The organism is Actinomadura sp. 1N219, assembly GCF_044326405.1.
In the GTDB taxonomy this organism is placed as follows: domain Bacteria; phylum Actinomycetota; class Actinomycetes; order Streptosporangiales; family Streptosporangiaceae; genus Spirillospora.
The window spans coordinates 64,964-82,064 of the sequence record NZ_JBIRAY010000017.1 but is presented as its reverse complement, the minus strand read 5'-3'; the positions used below and the strand labels follow the sequence as shown (position 1 = coordinate 82,064).

Here is a 17,101-nt window from a genome sequence, read left to right as displayed (position 1 = left end):
TTTATAAGGAACATTGCCTGCGAGCCTTTTGCTCTGGTTGAGGCTTTAGCCCGCATGGCCGTCCTATGGATAACATCGCAGGTGAGAGTATCCACGACTCGGACAACTCGAACGCTTCCCGAGTCGCTATTGGTGAAATCCATAGGCAACTCTTCGCCTATCAAGACCCAACTCGTCGACACCTCACCGGTTCCCGGTGGCGGCCGCTCCCGGCATCGCCCAGCAGGCGTCCTCGATGTCGTCCAGCGGGCACCCTTGGCGCCGTCCAGTGGGCGCCCTTGGCGTCGTCCAGTGACTACCGCTCGGTGCTGGTCAGCGGCTACCGCTCGGTGCTGGTCAGCGGGTGAGGCTCGCGGTGGCGGAGGTGTGAGGTCCCCGAGTGGCGCCGACGGGGTCCATGTCGAGCCCGGATACGCCGCCCGCAGAACTCGTTTTCGAATGGCGAAATAACAGATCCTTATGACGCCATAAGGCACCCGTATAGCGCCGGTGCGAACTTATGCGACCAATAATGCGCAGGTGAGAGGCCGTTGTTCGCGTCCTGGTCGCTTCGGTGTCAGCATTCACGCCTGCCGGAGTTCACCGATCTGCGATCATCCTCCTGTATTGATCACAAGGAGGGTGTATGTCGGAAATGTATCCGCGACGCCGGTTCCTGGCCACCGGCGGAGCCGTGTCGGCGCTGGCCACGGGCCATATTCTGGTCGGCCCGGCGCTGCTGGGCCAGGACGGAGCGGTCGCAACCGTCCGCTCGCACGGCGGCGCCCCGCTGCCGAATGACCTGTTCACTCTCGGCGTCGCGTCCGGTGACCCGCTGCCCGACGGTTTCGTGCTGTGGACGCGCCTGGCCCCCCGGCCGGTCGACGGCGGCGGCATGCCCGACCGGCAGGTGCCGGTGGCCTGGCAGGTGGCCGAGGACGAGCGCTTCCAGCGCGTCCGCGCCCAGGGCGTCGAGGTGGCGCGGCCCGAAAGCGGGCACGCGGTGCACGTCGAGGTCGGCGGGCTGCGGCCCGACCGGGTCTACTTCTACCGGTTCCGGGTCGAGAAGGAGTTGTCGCCAGTCGGCCGCAGCCGGACGGCGCCCGCGCCCGGAACGGTCAACCAGCAGCTGCGGTTCGCGTTCGCGAGCTGCCAGAGCTGGCAGGACGGCTACTACACCCCCTACCACCACCTCGCACAGGAGGATCTGGCGTTCGTCGCCTTCCTCGGCGACTACATCTACGAGTCCGTCCCACGGACGACTACCGTCCGCACCCATGAGGGCAAGGACGAGCCGTACTCGCTGGTCCAGTACCGCAACCGGCACGCGCAGTACAAGACGGACACCGACCTGCAGGCCGCGCACGCCGCGTTCCCTTGGATCGCGACATGGGACGACCACGAGGTCGACAACAACTGGGCCGACGAGATCCCCCAGGACCCCGACAAGCAGCCGCGCGAGAAGTTCCTCGCCCGCCGGGCCGCCGCGTTCCAGGCCTACTACGAGCACATGCCGCTGCGCCGGTCCGCCCTTCCCAAGGGCATCGACATGCGGCTCTACCGCAGGCTCGCCTTCGGCAGGCTCGCCACCATGCACGTGCTCGACACCCGGCAGTACCGCAGTGACCAGCCGGCCACACTCGCCGAGGCCAACGACCCGGCCCGCACCATGACCGGCGCGGAGCAGGAGAAGTGGCTGATGGACGGCATGTCCCGCTCCGGCGGCCGCTGGAACCTGCTGGCCAACCAGCTGATGTGGGCGTCCAACGACCGCAAGGCGGGGCCCGACCAGGTCTTCGACTTCGACAACTGGGACGGCTACCGGGTGCAGCGCCGCCGCATGCTGGAGTTCTTCGGCTCCGGCCGGACGTCCAACCCCGTGGTGCTCACCGGCGACCGGCACGCCACCTGGGTGTGCGACCTGAAGCCCGACTTCGACGACGAGAAGTCCCCGGTCACCGGCGCCGAGATCACCGGGACGTCGATCAGCTCGGGCGGCGACTCCGACCCCGTCGCGTTCCACCGGACGTACGACCCGATCATGGCCGAGAGCCCGCACTGGAAGTACATCGGCAACCGGCGCGGATACGTCGTCTGCGACGTCACCCCGTCCCGGCTGCTCGCCTCGCTCCGCATCGTCGACACGGTGTGGACGCCGAGCGACACGAAGATCGCCACGGCCGCGCGGTTCGAGGTCGAGGCGGGACGTCCGGGAATCCGCGTCGTCGACCAGATCCCGCCCGAGACCGAGGCGCGGACCCTCAAGAAGACGTCGCGCCATTACGACGTCGACGACGACCAGTTCTGACCGACCTCAGTTCTGACCGACCTCAGTTCTGACCTACCCCAATACTGACCGACCCCCAGTTCGGGCGACCGGGCAGGGCTTGATCCTCCGGGCGTGGACCCCACCCAGAAAGCCACGCCCGGCCAACGACTCCCCGCCCCCGGCTTCAGGCGTGGCCGCCGACGGTCACCGGGCCGATCGTGAGAGTGGTCTTAGCGGCCTCCAGGACGTGCGCGACGCGCTCGACCTGCTCCTCCAGGTCCGCGTGCTGCGCCTTGGTCAGGGTGACGAGCGGCTCCGCGGTGACGTCGATGCGGCGGCCGGAGCGGCGCTGATGCCATAGTCCGGCGACGACGCCGTCCACCAGCAGGAGCTGGAAATTGCCGCGCAGCGCCCGTTCACCGGCAGGTCCCGGATACAGCAATTCCGGGGGCTGATTGCCGACCCGGTAGGCGTAGACGTCGAAATACGGCAGCAGGCGGACGCCGCGTGGCGCGTCCGACGACAATTCGGTGTCGCCTGCCGCGACCCACGCTTCCGTGCCCTCCACCTCCACACGTTCCAGGTCGAGCGATGCGAACAGGTCGGCCGCCCACCCGGCGGGGGTGCCCAGCCAGTGCGCGAAGCGGTCCGACGTCGAAGGCCCGAAAGCATGCAGGTAGGAGTGGACGAGCCAGCCGAGCGCCGCGTCCGCCGGAGCGGGCTGGAAATCGGGGAGCAGGCGCCGCGGACTGGAGTAGGTGACCTTGCGTCCCCGCATCGGCCCGAAGCACATCGCGCCGCGCTGCCCCGCCTGCGCCATCGCCTGCCGCCAGCGCGGCCACAGCGTCTGGAACGCCGGCATGACCAGGTCGCCCGCCCACGGCCCGGTCCGCTCGACCACGGCCTCGGTGAGCTCGTCGACGGTCAGGTCGGCCTCGTCCACGGCGCCGGCGATGGCCGCGACGACCTCCTCGGTCTGCTCCGCGGTCATGCGCACGGCGTCCTGGAACGGGCTCGGCGCCGGGGGCAGCGCCGACAGCGCCGCGACCCACATGGGCAGGTCACGCGCGGGCAGCACGTGCACCGTCCCGCGCGGCCCGTGGGCCTTGACGAGGCTCCGCTCCTCCCACAGGGCGCGGCGCACGTCGGCGCGGGTGGCGCCGTCCAGGCGCAGCCCGATCCCGAGTTCGGCCGCGGTCATGACCTGCGCGTGGACGCCGGCCATCCCCGCCGCCACCTCCGCGCAGCCGTCCTTGGACGGGACCGACAGCGCATGCCGCTCCAGCCGCCGCGCGCACACGTCCTCCCAAGACATCTGCACCGTCATCAGGGCTCCTCAGCGTCCGTTCCGCGGCGGAATGTCGCGTCCGAGCTAGGCTACTTGGAGTGGCCGGACGTCCGTCCCGCATGACCATCGGCCCACGCCCCATGATCCCGTCCGCCGCGGACCTCGCTACCGGAAGGACGCACATGGACATCGGAATCGGCCTGCCCGCGACCATCCCCGGCACCCCGGGCACGCGGATCGTCCAGTGGGCCAAGGCCTCCGAGGAGCGCGGATTCTCCACGCTCGGCGTGATCGACCGGCTGGTGTACGGCAACTCCGAACCGCTCGTGACGCTGGGCGCGGCGGCGGCGGTCACCGAGCGGATCCGGCTGATGACCTCGATCCTGCTCGTGCCGTTCCGCGGCAACGCCGCGCTGGTCGCCAAGCAGGCCGCAACCGTGAACCACCTGTCGGGCGGACGGCTCGTGCTCGGCATGGCCGTCGGCGGATACGAGGACGACTACGCCGCCTCGGGCGTCCCCTTCTCCGGGCGGGGCCGCCGCTTCGACGCGATGCTGGACGAGATGACGAGCATCTGGGCCGGCGAACCCCGCGGTGTCGCCGGGCCGATCGGTCCGCAGCCCGGTGTGCCGTCCGAGCGGCTCGTGTTCGGCGGCCACGGCGAACGGCCCTTCGCCCGGGTGGCCGCCCGCGGCGCCGGCTGGATCGCGGGGAGCCGCGGCGTCGGGACGTTCCGGCAGGGCGCGCGTGCGGTGCGGGAGGCGTGGGCGCGGCACGGCCGCGACGGCGAGCCGCGCCTGATGGCGCAGCCGTACTTCTCCCTCGGCCCCCGCGCACGGGCGGACGCCGAGACCTTCCTCACCGACCACTACGCCGTCGAAGGATGGGACGCGGAGAAGGTCGCGTCCCTGGCGCTCACCGACGCCGAGGCCGTCCGCGACGCCGTCGCCGCCTACGAAGAGGCCGGCTGCGACGAACTAATCCTCTTCCCGTGCAACCCCGACCCACAGCAGGTAGAGCTACTGGCGAACGCCGTCCTATAGGCGGGCGAAAGCCGAAGGCTTAGACAGGGCGAGCGGCCGGACAGGCGGCGCGGCCGGCGTAGGACGCGCAGGCATCCACGGACGGGCAGGCCACGTGAACGGGCGGGTGAGGCGGCCCGGACAGGCGGTGCGGCCGGCCGGGGCGAACGCCTGAGCAGACCGAACGCGTGGCGGGCGAGCGGCCAGGGAGGCACCGCGGTCAGCGGATGCACGGGCAGACGGGTGCACGGGCAGACGGGTGCACGGGCAGACGGGTGCACGGCCAGGCAGCGCGGTCGGCGGGGCGGCTGGGCAGGCGGGGCGGCTGGGCGTGACGCGGCCTGGCGGGCGGGGGTTGGACGGTAAATGGGGGGGACGCCGAAACCCCGCCGGTCGCCGGGGCGGCGGGGCGGCCGGCGGCTCGGCGGGGTGGCCCGCTCATGCAGACCGGGCCGCGTCCTTCTGGCTGAAGGGCGCGGCCCGATCAGTCCGATCAGATGCCTAGCACTTCTTCCAGGAGATGTGGTAGATCGTCTTCACGCTGCCGTCGGTGGAGTCGAAGGACATGAAGCTCGTCTCCTTCGAACTGCCCTTGTTCACGCGCAGCTCGGTGTTGACGTTGAGGTTGCGCTCCTCACCACAGGGCTTCCACACCAGCTCGGCCACTTCGGTGCGGTCCGTGAACTGCCAGTTGTTGGAGTACGGGCCGTTGACGTTGTGGGTCTTGGGCGTCGTCTGCGACATGCCCTGGAAGTAGTAGTTCGCGCGTTCCATGCCGGATGCGCCCTTGGCCAGATGCGCGAAGCCGCGGTAGTCCGCGCTCGCGATCGCATACGTGAATCCCTGCGGGATGTTGATCTGCATGCTGATCTGGCAGTTCTTGCGCATGTCGGTGGGGTTGGAGTCCCCGCCCGCCTGCGCCATGTAGTCGCTGTAGGTGACCGTGAACGCCGTGGCGTCACTCGACGGTGCCACCGCGGCGGTGCCGGCGGGGCAGCCGGAGCCGTTCACGGTCTTCACGTCGATGGTGATCTTGTCGGGAGCCGAGAGAGCGTTCGCCGAGGCCGACGGGACGACGCCCGCGGTCAGGGCCAGGGCCGCGAGGCTGGCTGCCGAAGCAGTCACTCCTTTGCGCATGGATTTCTCCTTTGGGGGTTGCGCGGGGTGATGCGGGAGGTTACGGGCAGGTCTTCCACGAGAAGTGGTACTTGGTCTTGATGCTGCCGTCCGCCGAGTCCATGGCGATGAAGCTGGTCTTCGTCTTGTCGGTGCCGGCCGTCGCGCGGACCTCGGTGTTGATGTTGAAGTTCCGCTGCTCGCCGCACTTCTTCCACACGAGCGCGTCCACCGGGATCTTGTCGGTGAACTGCCAGTTGTTGTCGTAGGCGCCCGGGATGTTGTGCTGGATGACCCCGGTCGGCGAGTTGCCCTGGAACCAGTAGCTGGCCTTCTGGACGCCCGAGGCGCCCTTCTCCAGGTAGGCGTACCCGCGGTAGTCCGTCTGCGCGATGGCGTAGGTGAAGCCCTGCGGGACGTGCACCTTCATGCTGATCACGCAGTTCTTGCGGCCGTCGGTGGGCTTGGAGCTGCCGCCCGCCTGCGCCATGTAGTCGCTGTAAGTGACCGTGAAGGCTTCCTTGTCATCCGAGATGGCCACCGCGGTGGTGCCGGCCGGGCAGCCGGAGCCGTTCACGGTCGCGATGTCGATGGTGACGCCGTCGGGCCCGCGGTCGAGCAGTCGCGAGGACGCGGCGGCGGCCGGGGAGATGGACGCCGCGGTCAGCCCAAGCGCCGCGGCGGCCGCGGCGGTAATGGCGATCCCTTTACGCATGTGATTCCCTCTTCGCTGGGAGTGGACGCATTTTTTTCTTCGGCGACCGAAGAGGCGAGTGCCGCTAATCCGGATTAATCGGCACTCGTCAATGGACGTAGATCCAGGATCTGGAATGGAGCGTAACTTTCACCCCAGGTGCTGTCAATCATCGGTTTTTAACTTTTCTTGACCCGCCTTCAATTGCTGGGGGCCGGAACGGCATCAAGCTTGATCATCGATTATCGAATGTCAACGGCCAAGTTTTTGACAAGGACCGTTCCATTAAGGTGATCATCATCGATAAACGCGGCGGCGGCGGCCGTGTGCGGACACCCTCCGCAGGTCACGGGGCCCCTTCGACGGCGGGCCGCGCGAGTTGCGACAGCCGCGCGCGGAGGTCTTCTGGGGTGTCCGCGTCCACCGCGTCGACCTCGTTGACCTGGTCGAACGGCAGCGGGCCGCGCAGCGCCCACCACCGGCGGCGGTCGGAGACGAGGACCCGCCACGCGGGAAAGTCGCGTTCCAGTTCGGCCTTGGCGGCCGCGTGAGATGTCGTGCCGGCAGGACGCATGACCTTGTCTCTCTTCGTGTTTTCCTCTGCGCGCATTGCGACTGGAGCGATGCGAACGCCAGTACGGCGCGCTGTTGAAAACGGTGAGCTGTTAAATGATTCGCCGCTGGAAGCGGCTCGGCGGCCCGCCCTGTGGATGGGAGCGGGCCGCCGCGCCGTGGGGAGACCGAACGGCTAGCGGGTCACTGGCCGATGGTCCGGTCGATCCAGCTCCGGTACCTGGTGATGTCGCTGTACGCGCCGAAACCGGACCCGTCCGTGGGCTTGTTTCCGGCGGTGCAGGTCCCGATGAGCCGGCCCGAGTCGGTCAGCATCGGCCCGCCCGAGTCGCCGCCCGCGGTGTCGCCGTCGTTCTCGATGCACAGGGTGGCGCCGAGCACATTGCAGCGGGAATCGTAAATGGTCCCTTCGGAATACTTGAGAACCTCCGAAAGCTGGGACCAGTCGGATCGCGTGTAGCCGTATCCGTAGACCCTTTCCCTCGTTCCCGTCGCCGCGTCGCCCGGGCCGCCGAGCGTCGGGTACTGGGCCTGGATGTCCTTGTCGATCCGCAGCAGCGCGATGTCGGACCCGGACGGCTCGCTCACCTGCTGGGTGACGTTCGCCGTCTGGCCGCCGCTCTCGCGCTGCAGGGAGCCCACCCGGACGGAGAGGGAACCGCCGATGCAATGGTCGGCCGTCAGGACCCAGTGCGCCGCCACGAGCGACGCCGTGCAGGCGAAACGGCCGCCCTTGTAAAGGGCGGTGATGAACGGGGGAGCTTGGGTGGCGTTGTGGCCGCCGACTATCGGCACCCGTCCGCCGCCGTTCGCCGCCGTCCCGGGAGCGGGAGCCGGGACGGCGGCGGACGGCGGCAGCGCGGGAGCGTGGACCGCATTGGGGTAAGGGTTTTCACCGGCGGGGCCGCCGCCCGGTCCACCGGCCGTCGCCGGCGCCGTGAGGGCCACGGCCATGATCAGGACGGCGGCACCGGAAATTGCGCCGGCGCGCCCGGACGTTCGCTTAGTGCGGGGCATCCGATCCTCTCTTCCGCTTCGCGATTGATGCACACCACACCATCGAATGGAAAGCGGACCGGAACAATCCGGGAAAGGGTACGCGGCCCTACCTATCTATTGTCGCCGGATTCATACGGGCACTTGGCTACGAACGGCCAATTGGCTTTCACGCCGAATTGGCAGGCGGCGGCGACCCGCCTGGAATTGCTGGGCGGGTCGCCGGCGCCGTCCGCCTGCCCCGATGCGCTACCGCCCGGAGAGGGCCGGGGGCGTGGCGGCCAGTTTCGTCACGTTGAGCAACCGGTTCGGCGAGCCGCTGCCGGGGTTGCTGATCACCCCGGTGTCGGCGGCCGCGACGATCGCGTCGTGGGCCTCGGCCGAACTCGCGCCCGGATGGCCCTCAAGGAAGATCGCCAGCGCGCCCGCCACGTGCGGGGCCGCCATCGACGTCCCGCTCATCGTGGCCCTGCCGGTGTCGGACGAGTGGCTCGCGGAGACGATGTTGCTGCCGGGCGCGAAGACGTCCACGCAGCGGCCGTAGTTGGAGAAGCTCGACCGGCCGTCGCCGCTGGTGCTCGACGCGACCGTCACGGCCTCCGGGACGTCCGCGGGCGTGCTGCCGCAGGCGTCGGCGCTCTCGTTGCCCGCGGCGACGCCGAACTGGATGCCGGCGGCGACGGCGGCCTTCGTCGCGTCGCGGATCGCCTGCGGCTCGGCGTCGTCGCCCCCGGAGGCGAGGCTCATGTTGCCCACGGACGGCCCCTTGGCGTTCTTCAGCACCCAGTCCAGGCCCTCGACGGTGTCCCTGTCGGGCGCGCTGCCGTCGCAGCCCAGCACCCGGACGCCGACGAGCTTGACGCCCTTGGCGACCCCATACTCCTTGCCGCCGATGGTGCCGGAGACGTGCGTGCCGTGGCCGTTGCAGTCCTGCGCCTCGGCGTCCTCGTCGACGAAGTCGTGGCCGTGGGAGGCGCGGCCCTCGAACGTGCTGTGGCTGATGCGGATGCCCGAGTCCACGACGTACACGGTGACGCCGGCGCCCGTGGCCGGGTAGGCGTAGGAGCTGTCGCTCTTGCCGTCGACGCGGTCCAGGCCCCACGACGGCGGGTTCGGCTGCTTCCCGGGGCCGGCCGCTCGCACCATCAGGGACTGCTGGACGTAGCGCACCCGAGAATCGGCGGCGAGCCGCCGGGCCTGCGCGGCGCTCATCTCGGCGGCGAACCCGCGCAGCGCCGCGCTGTAGACGGTCTCGACGGAGCCGCCGTAGCGGTCCGTCAGCTCCTCCGCCTGCGCGGACACCGCCGCCTCGGCACCGGAGGCGAGGGACGTCGCGCCGTGCAGGGCCACGATGTAGTGCCCCTCGATCGCGCCGGACGCCCCGGCGTTGAGGACCGCGCCCCCGGCGGCGGTCCCAGCGGCTTCGGCGGCGGCGAGCGTGGGCGGCCCGGCGAACGCGACGCCACCCGCCAAGGCGGCGACCGCCCACCCCGAGTACCAAGCCCTGAGCCCTGGACGTTTCGTGCGGTGGGGACGATTCGTGCGGGGGGCGTTCATCCTCGCTACCTCCTGTGTGGGGCGGCGCCACGGCCGGTCCGGCGGTGGCGCCACCACGATGAGGCGCGGCGGAGGACGTAACAATCCGGGGAACCGTAGGTAGGCCTACGTATTGCTCGCGCTCACGGCCGCCCGAACAGGAGCGATACGGAAACACCGTTACGAAACGGCGATGCGGAAGCACGGCACGGGGCCGCGGCTAGAGGGCGCCGGTCGTCGACCGGCCGCCGCCGCGGCCCCTCCCTCTCCGTCGTAAGCGCTGCTCGTCCGGAGACGTCAGCAGTACTGGTCCTGCTTGCCGATCGCCCGGTACGGGCAGTCCGCGTACCCGGTCAGGGCCAGCACCGCCGCCTTGTTCCGCGTGGTCTCCCGGACGATGACCTCGTCCGGCGGGTAGAAGTCGGCGTTCCGCGGATACATCTCGAACGTGTACGAGAAGATGTCGTGCTCCGCCCACATCCAGTCGTTGACCGACCCGTCGGTGATGTACAGGTCGCTGGACTGCTGCGGCGTGTAGCGGTTCGTCCCCGCCATCTCGCGGCCGATCGTGGCGAACGTCCGGTTCGCGTCCGCGCTCATGTCGGGCCCGGTGTCGTCATAGGTGTGGCCCATCGGCCACAGCACCAGCTCGCTGTAGGTGTGGAAGTCGATGTGCGCCTTGATCTGCTGCTTGCCGCCCACGACCCGGCCGCGGACGAAGTTGGCGACCGCCTTGGTCTCGACCCCGGCCTCCGGCGAGGGCCCGCGGTACGTCTCCGCACCCGGAGTGCCGGACGACCCGCCGCAGCAGCCCCACTTGTAGGCCCAGTTGCGGTTGAGGTCGATGCCGGTCGCGCCCGTGACCGGCTGGCGGTTGTGGCGCCACATGCGGTACTGGCCGGTCGCGATGTCGTACTCCAGGCCGTCCGGGTTCACCGACGCGACGATCCAGATCTCCCGGCCGTTGACGAGCTCGGTGATCTGGTTGTCGGTGCCGTGTCCGTCGGTGAAGAGATTGGCGGCGTAGAGCGCCATCTCGGGGGTGAGATGCTCGCGCGCGTGCTGGTTGGCGGTGAACAGGACTTCGGGCTCGTCCTCGTCGGTCGCGACATTGTCGCTGATCTTGATGGCGGGGATTTCGCGGCCCTGATAGGTCTTGCCGACGGTCGCGCGCTGCGCGATGGCGGGATGCTCCCGGACGATCTTGTCGAGCTCGGCGACGATCTCCGGGTAATCGTGATAGAGCGCGTCCTCAGGCGGATAACCCAGTTTCAGCGCGAGTTCGTCGACGCGGTGGCCGAGTTTCCTGATCTGCGCGGCCTGGGAGGGCTGCCCGGTGATCACGACGAAGTCCTTCTTGACCTCGTCGATGGAGACGCCGGTGCCGGCGATGGCCGTCCGCTCCTCGCGGGTGTCGGGGCCGGTCACCTTGTAGCGGTGCGGGACGGGCTCGCTCTGAGCGGGCGTCTTGCCGTAGGAGCCGTACGAGCCGTAGGACCCGCGTGGGCCGTTCGCGTCGGCGAGCGCCGAGGGGAGCGCGAGCGAGGCGCCGGCCAGCAGGGCGGCCACCGCCATGGCGAGGGGACGTTTTCGCATAGGGAATCTCCGTTGTCTTCCGTGAAGCACGGCTGCTTTCCGTGAAGCACGACGGCGCGCCGGCGAGAAACCCCCGGGTATGCGGCCCGGCCCGCCTAACCATTCCCCGTGATTTGCTATATTGAGGTCATCGCATGATGGAACAATCCGCGATGAGCTGAGTGGGCATCCCGTATTGTTACGGCGGCTGCGCGCATCGGACAAGGCCGCGGAGCCCAGAATTTATTGACGCTGTCAGGTAGTGCCAAGACGCGGAACAAGGACGCGCGGGACGCCGACCAGAATGTGCCAGGCGGCTGAGAAGTGCGGTCGGCATTGGCCGGGCCGGGCCCAGTCGGGAGGGGTTCTGGGCCCGGCCCTCGGTGGGCGGTCGCTGCGCGGGAGGTCCCGGTCAGGCGCCGCTGAGTTCCCAGATGGCGTGGGCGATGGCGTCGGTGTTGCGGTCGAGCGCGGTCGCGTCGATGTTCGCGGTGGTGTCGCAGGCGCGGTGGTAGCACCGGTCGTAAGGCTGGCCCGCGGTGCCGCCCCACTTGCGCGCCTGCTCCTGCGTCTTGGTGCCCTCGGCGCCGGTGAACAGGCCGCCGGTGGCGACGCCGGCCCGCTGGAACGCGGCGTGGTCGCTGCGCCCGTTGATGACGATGCCCTCCGTCTCGACGCCCTTGCCCTTGAAGAACCCGGTGAGCGGCGCCATCAGCGCGGGGTCGTCGTCGTAGACGAAGTAGCCGGGATTCGGCGAGCCGATCATGTCGAAGTTCAGATAGCCGCTGATCTTCTCGGTCTCGCCGTCCGGGAGGGTCTCGACGTAGTGCGTCGACCCGATGAGGCCCAGCTCCTCCGCGCCCCACCAGGCGAACCGGAGGTGCTTGCCGGGCTTCAGGTCGTTCGCGGCGACCGCGAGGGCCACCTCCAGGACGCCCGCCGACCCGGAGCCGTTGTCGTTGATGCCCGGCCCGGCGCGGACGGAGTCCAGATGCGACCCGGCCATGAGGACCTGGTTCGCGTCGCCGCCCGGCCAGTCGGCGATCAGGTTGTAGCCGGTCGCGCCGCCGTGCGTGAATTCCTGGACGCGGGTCTCGTACCCGGCTGCGTCCAGCTTCTGCTTCACGAACGTGATGGACGCCTGGTATCCGGGCTGGCCGTGGGCGCGGTTGCCGCCGTTGGCGTCGGCGACGGCCTGCAGCTCCTTGAGGTCCTGCTGGACGCTCGCGACGGGGATGTCCGGTGCGGCCGCGAGCCCGGCCGGGGCGCTCGCCTGCGCGCCGCCGGTGAGGAGCGCGGCCGACAGCGCGACGGCGGTGGCGGGGAGGGCGAGTGCGGTGCGTCGTCTGATCCCGTGTATCACGATCAACTCCTGTGAGCCGTGGACGGTGGAGGGTGCGGACAGGAAGACGGGCGGATCCCGTGGACGCATCTCAGGGAGCCGAGGGCCGGGAGAGCGCTGCCCTGCGGAAGATGCGGCCACGGGACGTCTACCCGCCGGGGCCGGGAGTTGGAACGCTCCCGACCGCCGCCTTCTCCTACCGTCGCCGGATAGGCCGGGCCGCGACCGGCCGGGCCCCGATCAGCCGAGCCCCGAGCGACCGGGGCCCGACCAGTCGGGGCCCGAGCAGCCGGGCCCCGGCCGGCCGAGCGCCGGTCGGCCGGGCCCGGAGCGGCCCGGCGCCGGTCAGCCGAGCCCGGTCACGTTGAGCAGCCGGTTCGGGGAGCCGCTGCCCGGGTTGCCGACCTTGCCGGATTCGGCGGCGGTCGCCAGCGCGTCGTGGATCTGCTGCGCGGTGGCGTTCGGGTGGGCGGACAGGTACAGCGCGGCGGCGCCGGCGACGTGCGGCGACGCCATGGACGTGCCGTTCATCGTGGCCGTCCCGCCGCCCATCCGGGTGGAGACGATGCTGCTGCCCGGCGCGAACAGGTCGAGGCAGCGGCCGAAGTTGGAGAAGCTCGACCGGGCGTCCCCCTGGGCCGTCGACCCGACCGTGACCGCCGAGGGCTCCCGCGCCGGGCTGGAGCCGCAGGCGTCGGTGGACTCGTTGCCCGCGGCGACCGCGAACACGACGCCGTCCTGGGCCGCGCCGCGCACCGCCTGGTCCACGCTGGCGGAGCCGGGGCCGCTGAGGCTCATGTTGCCGACGGCCGGGCCGGAGGCGTTCTGCGCCGCCCATTCGATGCCGGAGATGACCCCGGAGTACGGGCCGCTGCCCTGGCAGTCCAGCACCCGCACGGCGACGATGGTCGCCTTCTTCGCGACGCCGTAGTCCTTGCTGCCGACGGTGCCGGCGACGTGGGTCCCGTGGCCGTGGCAGTCGTCGGCGTCGTTGTCGTCGTCGATGAAGTCGTAGCCGCTCTTGGCACGGCCCTCGAAGTTGGTGTGCGAGATGTCGATGCCGGTGTCGGCGACGTAGACGGTCGTGCCCGATCCCTCGTTCGGGTAGGCGTAGACCTTGTTGATCGAGCCGTCGATCCGGTCGAGGCCCCAGGACGGCGGGTTCTGCTGCTCGCCGGCGGCGTGGGCGAGAACGTCCGCCTCGACGTAGCGCACCTCGGGAGCGGCGGCCAGCTTCCGGGCCTGCGCCTTGGTGGCCTTGACGGCGAAGCCGCGGAACACCGTCGAGTACACCTGGGCGACCTGACCGCCGTGCGCCGCGACCAGGCCCTGCGCCTCGGCGCGGACGGCCGCCGCACCGCCCTTGTGGACGGACGGCGCGCCCTTCAGCGCCACGATGTAGCTGCCGGGGATCACACCGGGCGCGGCGGCGTTGCGGATCTCGGTCTTGGCGGGGGGTGCCGGCGGGGCCGCCTGGCCGTCAGTGCCGGTCTGTCCGGCTACAGCGGTCCCGCCGGCCAGCGTGAGCGCCGCCAGTACGGCGGCGCCCATGCCGAGCGTGCTGAGTCTCTTCTTCACATGCATCCCTCTGCTCCTCCGTGGGGGTTGCCTGAGCCGTGGGAGGAGGGCTCAGGCCGGGGGCGAGATTCACCTTCGCCGCCCGGGCAGAGGCTTACAATCCGTGATGCGGTAGGTAGAGGTACGCAATCATGTCCGGCGCCGCGTCACATGCGGCTGACTTCGGCTCGCGAACTCACGTTGAGCTTGCGCAGCACTTTCGCGACGTGCTGCTCGACGGTCCGCGTCGACAGGAACAGCGCGTCGGCGATCTGCCGGTTGGTGTGGCCGAGCGCCACCAGCCGCGCCACCTCGCTCTCGCGGGGCGAGAGCTGGTCGCCGTAGCCGCGGCGGCCCCGGCGGGACGGCAGGTTGACGCCGTGCCCGCGCAGCACCCGGCGGCAGCGGGCGGCGTCCCTGAGCGCACCGAGCGCGGTGAACTCCTCCGCGAGCAGCGCGAGGTCCCCCGCCCCGCCGTCGTCGCCCGCGGACATCCGGCACCGGGCCGCCGCCTCCGCCGCACGGGCCGCCTCGTACGGCTGCGGCAGTGCGGCGTAGGCGGCGTGCGCGGCGGTGAACGCCTCGATCGTCTCGGCGGTGCGGCCACGTGCCAGGGCGAGGACGCCCCGGCAGGCCGGCAGCGCGGCCGCGGCCATCGGGGCGTCCCGGCCCGCGATGCCCTCGGCGAACTCGTCGGTCACCCGCTCGGCCTCCGCCGGGCAGCCGCCGCGGGTCAGCGCGACGACGGCCATCGGCACCAGGTCGCCGGACCACGCCCAGATGCCCTTCCGCCGCAGCCTGGCGATGCCGCGCTCCGCTTCGGCGCGGCCTTCGTCCAGCTCGCCGCGCGCGATCCGCAGCCGGGTCATGGCGCCAGAGGCGGTGGCGAGGACGGTCACGGGCGCGTTGCCCGGATCGGCGAGCCCGGCGGCGTTCAGCTCCGCGGCCGCCGTGTCCCAGTCGCCGACGGCGGACGCCAGCAGCCCGAGGACGAGATGCGCGTCGGACGCGATCCCGGAGACGCCGTGGACCGTCTCCAGGGTCCGCCTGGCCCGTTCGGCGAGCCCGTCCCAGCGGCCCGCGTACCAGTCGAGACGCAGCGCCGTGCCGTCCATCATGCCCTCGTAGAACGCGGCGCCGCACTCGGCGGAGAGCCGTCCACCCTCGGCGAGGAACCGCTGCGCCCGCTCGTAGTGCCCGAGCCAGGTGGCGGCGTCGGCGAAGTTCCCGCAGGCGCGGGCGGTCTGCTGGCGGTCGGCGTCCGCCCCCGCGCCGCCGATGAGGGTCTCGGCCTGATCCCAGACGGCGGGGTCGCCCGCGGACATCAGCAGCGCCAGATGGTTCCCGCGCACCGCCGTCCGCACGGCGGGGTCGCTCTCCCCCGCCACCAGCTCCTCGGCCCGCTCGATCCAGCGCCGGCAGACGTCGTAGGGCTGGTCGTCCCAGATCGTCATCGCCAGCGCCGCCATGCCGCGCGCCGCCAGCGCCGGACGTTCCCGCAGCTCCTCGACGGCGGCCTCGATGCAGATCCGGCCCGCCTCGTAGTCGCCCATCTGGTTGCGGAGGAGCAGCCCCACGTTCAGCCTGATCTCGCCGCGCACGTCGTCGGGGACGTGCTCGTCCCGCACGACGGTGCTCAGCAGCTCGACGGCGCGGCGGTGGGTGAGGCCGAGCACCGCGTCCCGGCTCAGCTCGACCGCGATCCTGGCGCGTTCCGCGCGTCCGAGCCGCGCGTCGGACAGCAGTTCCTCAAGGAGTTCGACGGCGACGGCCAGGTCGCCCATCTCGCGGGCGGTCGCGGCGGCGGCCTCGGAAAGGCGCTGCCACTCGTCCACCATCCCGGCTTCTCGCGCGTGGTAGGCGAGCTGGACGAGCGGCTGCGGGTCCTCGTCCGCCAGCGCCCGCATCGCACGCCGGTGCAGCAGGCGCCGGTCGGGGCCGGGCAGCGCGGAGTAGACGGCCTGCTGGGCGAGCGTGTGCCGGAACCCGTAGCTGTCCTGGCCCCACTCGTGCAGGACGCCGGCGACCAGCGCCTCGCGGACGGCGGACGCCCCGTCCTCCTCCGCCGGGTCACCGCTCATGACGGCACCGATCAGCGCCTCCCCCGCCGAGACGCGGAGCACTGACGCGGCCCGGACGGCGTCGGCCGCCGGGGGCGAGAGCAGGCTCATCCGGTCGGCGATGGCCTCCTGGAGGAGGGTGGGCACCTCAAGGTCGTCGAGGACGCCGCTGTCGACCGCGGCCACGTCACCGGCCACGCCGCCGGGGAGGGCCAGGACGACCTCCTCCACCACGAACGGGATGCCCGCCGTCCGCCGGTGCAGCTCGTCGGCGAGGCACGTCGTGATCTCCGAGACGCCGGTGATCGCGGTGAACATGCCGCGCACGCCGTGCACGTCGAGCGGCTTCAGCGGGAGGAGCACCGCGGTGGTCCCCGGAGGGTGCCGGTACGCGCGGCCCAGCGGAAGCCGCGCGCCCGGCAGGTCCTCCCGGCGGTAGCTGAGCACCGTCGACAGCCCGGCGGGCGGGTCGTCCACGAGGAAGCGCAGCAGGTCGCGGGTGCCGTCGTCGGCCCAGTGCAGGTCCTCCACGATCATCACGGTGTCGCCGAGCGCGTCCAGCAGGGCCCGGACGGCGCGGAACAGCCGGTGCTCGCGGGCGCGGACGTCCTGCAGCGGCTCCGGCGCGGGCGGGAGCCGGTCGGCGAGCTCGGGCAGGTAGGGGCGCAGGGCGCCGCAGACGGGGCTGAGCCCGGCGACCCGGTCGCCCGCCACGCCGCGCAGCAGCTCGAAGACGGGCCCGTACGGGAACGGCTCGCGCAGCGGATGGCAGTGGCCGGTCAGGACCCGGCGCCCGCGCGCCGGCGGCTGCCGGAGCGCCTCGTGGATCAGGCGGGTCTTGCCGATCCCGGCCTCGCCCTCCACGAGGGCCACGGCCGGCGGGTGGGTCATCGCCTCCAGCAAGGAGTGCAGCTCTCCCGAACGGCCGATCAGAACGGGCGCTGCCGGGGTGCGAATGCGTGGGGGGTTCATGTGCGACTCCGGCGGGTCGTGCCGCGATGAACACCGTGACGTAGCGATACCGGGCGGTCACCGCGGTGACGTCGAAGCTAAGCCTTCTGGAGGGCCGCGACAACCCCGGGGCCCGGATTCGC

The 17,101-nt window shown here is 71.1% G+C and carries 12 protein-coding genes; 2 read left to right on the top strand and 10 right to left on the bottom strand.

Annotated elements, in window-relative coordinates; genetic code table 11:
• Positions 1 to 625: 625 nt before the first annotated feature.
• Complete coding sequence (locus ACH35V_RS36555; RefSeq protein WP_395979448.1) at positions 626 to 2,287, top strand: alkaline phosphatase D family protein; 1,662 nt, start codon at positions 626 to 628, stop codon at positions 2,285 to 2,287.
• 145 nt (positions 2,288 to 2,432) lie between these two features.
• Here the strand turns inward: ACH35V_RS36555 and ACH35V_RS36550 are convergent, their stop codons facing one another.
• Positions 2,433 to 3,575 (bottom strand): winged helix DNA-binding domain-containing protein, encoded by a 1,143-nt coding sequence (locus ACH35V_RS36550; RefSeq protein ID WP_395979447.1) that lies wholly within the window; start codon positions 3,573 to 3,575, stop codon positions 2,433 to 2,435.
• A gap of 143 nt (positions 3,576 to 3,718) precedes the next feature.
• On the opposite strand from ACH35V_RS36550, the gene ACH35V_RS36545 reads away from it, so the two are divergent.
• The gene (locus tag ACH35V_RS36545; RefSeq protein ID WP_395979446.1) at positions 3,719 to 4,579 is read left to right on the top strand and encodes an LLM class flavin-dependent oxidoreductase; all 861 of its coding nucleotides are present in this window, start codon (positions 3,719 to 3,721) and stop codon (positions 4,577 to 4,579) included.
• A gap of 480 nt (positions 4,580 to 5,059) precedes the next feature.
• Here ACH35V_RS36545 and ACH35V_RS36540 read toward each other — a convergent pair whose 3' ends face one another.
• The 9 genes from ACH35V_RS36540 to ACH35V_RS36500 form a co-directional block, all read right to left on the bottom strand.
• Positions 5,060 to 5,695, bottom strand: coding sequence for a DUF4360 domain-containing protein (locus ACH35V_RS36540; protein WP_395979445.1), 636 nt, complete (start codon positions 5,693 to 5,695; stop codon positions 5,060 to 5,062).
• Between the two features lie 40 nt (positions 5,696 to 5,735).
• Positions 5,736 to 6,389: a DUF4360 domain-containing protein gene (locus tag ACH35V_RS36535; protein ID WP_395979444.1), complete on the bottom strand. Its 654-nt coding sequence runs from the start codon at positions 6,387 to 6,389 to the stop codon at positions 5,736 to 5,738.
• A 325-nt stretch (positions 6,390 to 6,714) separates the two neighbouring features.
• Complete coding sequence (locus tag ACH35V_RS36530; RefSeq protein ID WP_395979443.1) at positions 6,715 to 6,942, bottom strand: hypothetical protein; 228 nt, start codon at positions 6,940 to 6,942, stop codon at positions 6,715 to 6,717.
• 182 nt (positions 6,943 to 7,124) lie between these two features.
• Positions 7,125 to 7,958 (bottom strand): S1 family peptidase, encoded by an 834-nt coding sequence (locus ACH35V_RS36525; RefSeq protein WP_395979442.1) that lies wholly within the window; start codon positions 7,956 to 7,958, stop codon positions 7,125 to 7,127.
• A gap of 228 nt (positions 7,959 to 8,186) precedes the next feature.
• Positions 8,187 to 9,494, bottom strand: coding sequence for a S8 family peptidase (locus ACH35V_RS36520; protein ID WP_395979441.1), 1,308 nt, complete (start codon positions 9,492 to 9,494; stop codon positions 8,187 to 8,189).
• A 276-nt stretch (positions 9,495 to 9,770) separates the two neighbouring features.
• Positions 9,771 to 11,069 carry a M14 family metallopeptidase gene (locus tag ACH35V_RS36515; protein ID WP_395979440.1) on the bottom strand — a complete coding sequence of 433 codons (1,299 nt, stop codon included), beginning with the start codon at positions 11,067 to 11,069 and terminating at the stop codon, positions 9,771 to 9,773.
• Positions 11,070 to 11,460: 391 nt separating this feature from the next.
• On the bottom strand, positions 11,461 to 12,411 hold the full coding sequence (locus ACH35V_RS36510; protein ID WP_395979439.1) for a M28 family metallopeptidase: 951 nt from the start codon (positions 12,409 to 12,411) through the stop codon (positions 11,461 to 11,463).
• Positions 12,412 to 12,735: 324 nt separating this feature from the next.
• A complete protein-coding gene (locus ACH35V_RS36505; protein ID WP_395979438.1) occupies positions 12,736 to 13,974 on the bottom strand; it encodes a S8 family peptidase in 1,239 nt (412 codons plus the stop codon).
• Positions 13,975 to 14,114: 140 nt separating this feature from the next.
• Positions 14,115 to 16,979 (bottom strand): ATP-binding protein, encoded by a 2,865-nt coding sequence (locus tag ACH35V_RS36500; RefSeq protein ID WP_395979437.1) that lies wholly within the window; start codon positions 16,977 to 16,979, stop codon positions 14,115 to 14,117.
• Positions 16,980 to 17,101 lie beyond the last annotated feature (122 nt).

Excerpts from the sequence above, each read along its gene's own strand:
- ACH35V_RS36525 (WP_395979442.1), bottom strand. The coding sequence starts at position 7,958 with ATGCCCCGCACTAAGCGAACGTCCGGGCGCGCCGGCGCAATTTCCGGT.
- ACH35V_RS36540 (WP_395979445.1), bottom strand. The coding sequence starts at position 5,695 with ATGCGCAAAGGAGTGACTGCTTCGGCAGCCAGCCTCGCGGCCCTGGCC.
- ACH35V_RS36545 (WP_395979446.1), top strand. The coding sequence starts at position 3,719 with ATGGACATCGGAATCGGCCTGCCCGCGACCATCCCCGGCACCCCGGGC.
- ACH35V_RS36505 (WP_395979438.1), bottom strand. The coding sequence starts at position 13,974 with ATGCATGTGAAGAAGAGACTCAGCACGCTCGGCATGGGCGCCGCCGTA.
- ACH35V_RS36550 (WP_395979447.1), bottom strand. The coding sequence starts at position 3,575 with ATGACGGTGCAGATGTCTTGGGAGGACGTGTGCGCGCGGCGGCTGGAG.
- ACH35V_RS36500 (WP_395979437.1), bottom strand. The coding sequence starts at position 16,979 with ATGAACCCCCCACGCATTCGCACCCCGGCAGCGCCCGTTCTGATCGGC.
- ACH35V_RS36515 (WP_395979440.1), bottom strand. The coding sequence starts at position 11,069 with ATGCGAAAACGTCCCCTCGCCATGGCGGTGGCCGCCCTGCTGGCCGGC.
- ACH35V_RS36530 (WP_395979443.1), bottom strand. The coding sequence starts at position 6,942 with ATGCGTCCTGCCGGCACGACATCTCACGCGGCCGCCAAGGCCGAACTG.
- ACH35V_RS36535 (WP_395979444.1), bottom strand. The coding sequence starts at position 6,389 with ATGCGTAAAGGGATCGCCATTACCGCCGCGGCCGCCGCGGCGCTTGGG.
- ACH35V_RS36555 (WP_395979448.1), top strand. The coding sequence starts at position 626 with ATGTCGGAAATGTATCCGCGACGCCGGTTCCTGGCCACCGGCGGAGCC.
- ACH35V_RS36520 (WP_395979441.1), bottom strand. The coding sequence starts at position 9,494 with ATGAACGCCCCCCGCACGAATCGTCCCCACCGCACGAAACGTCCAGGG.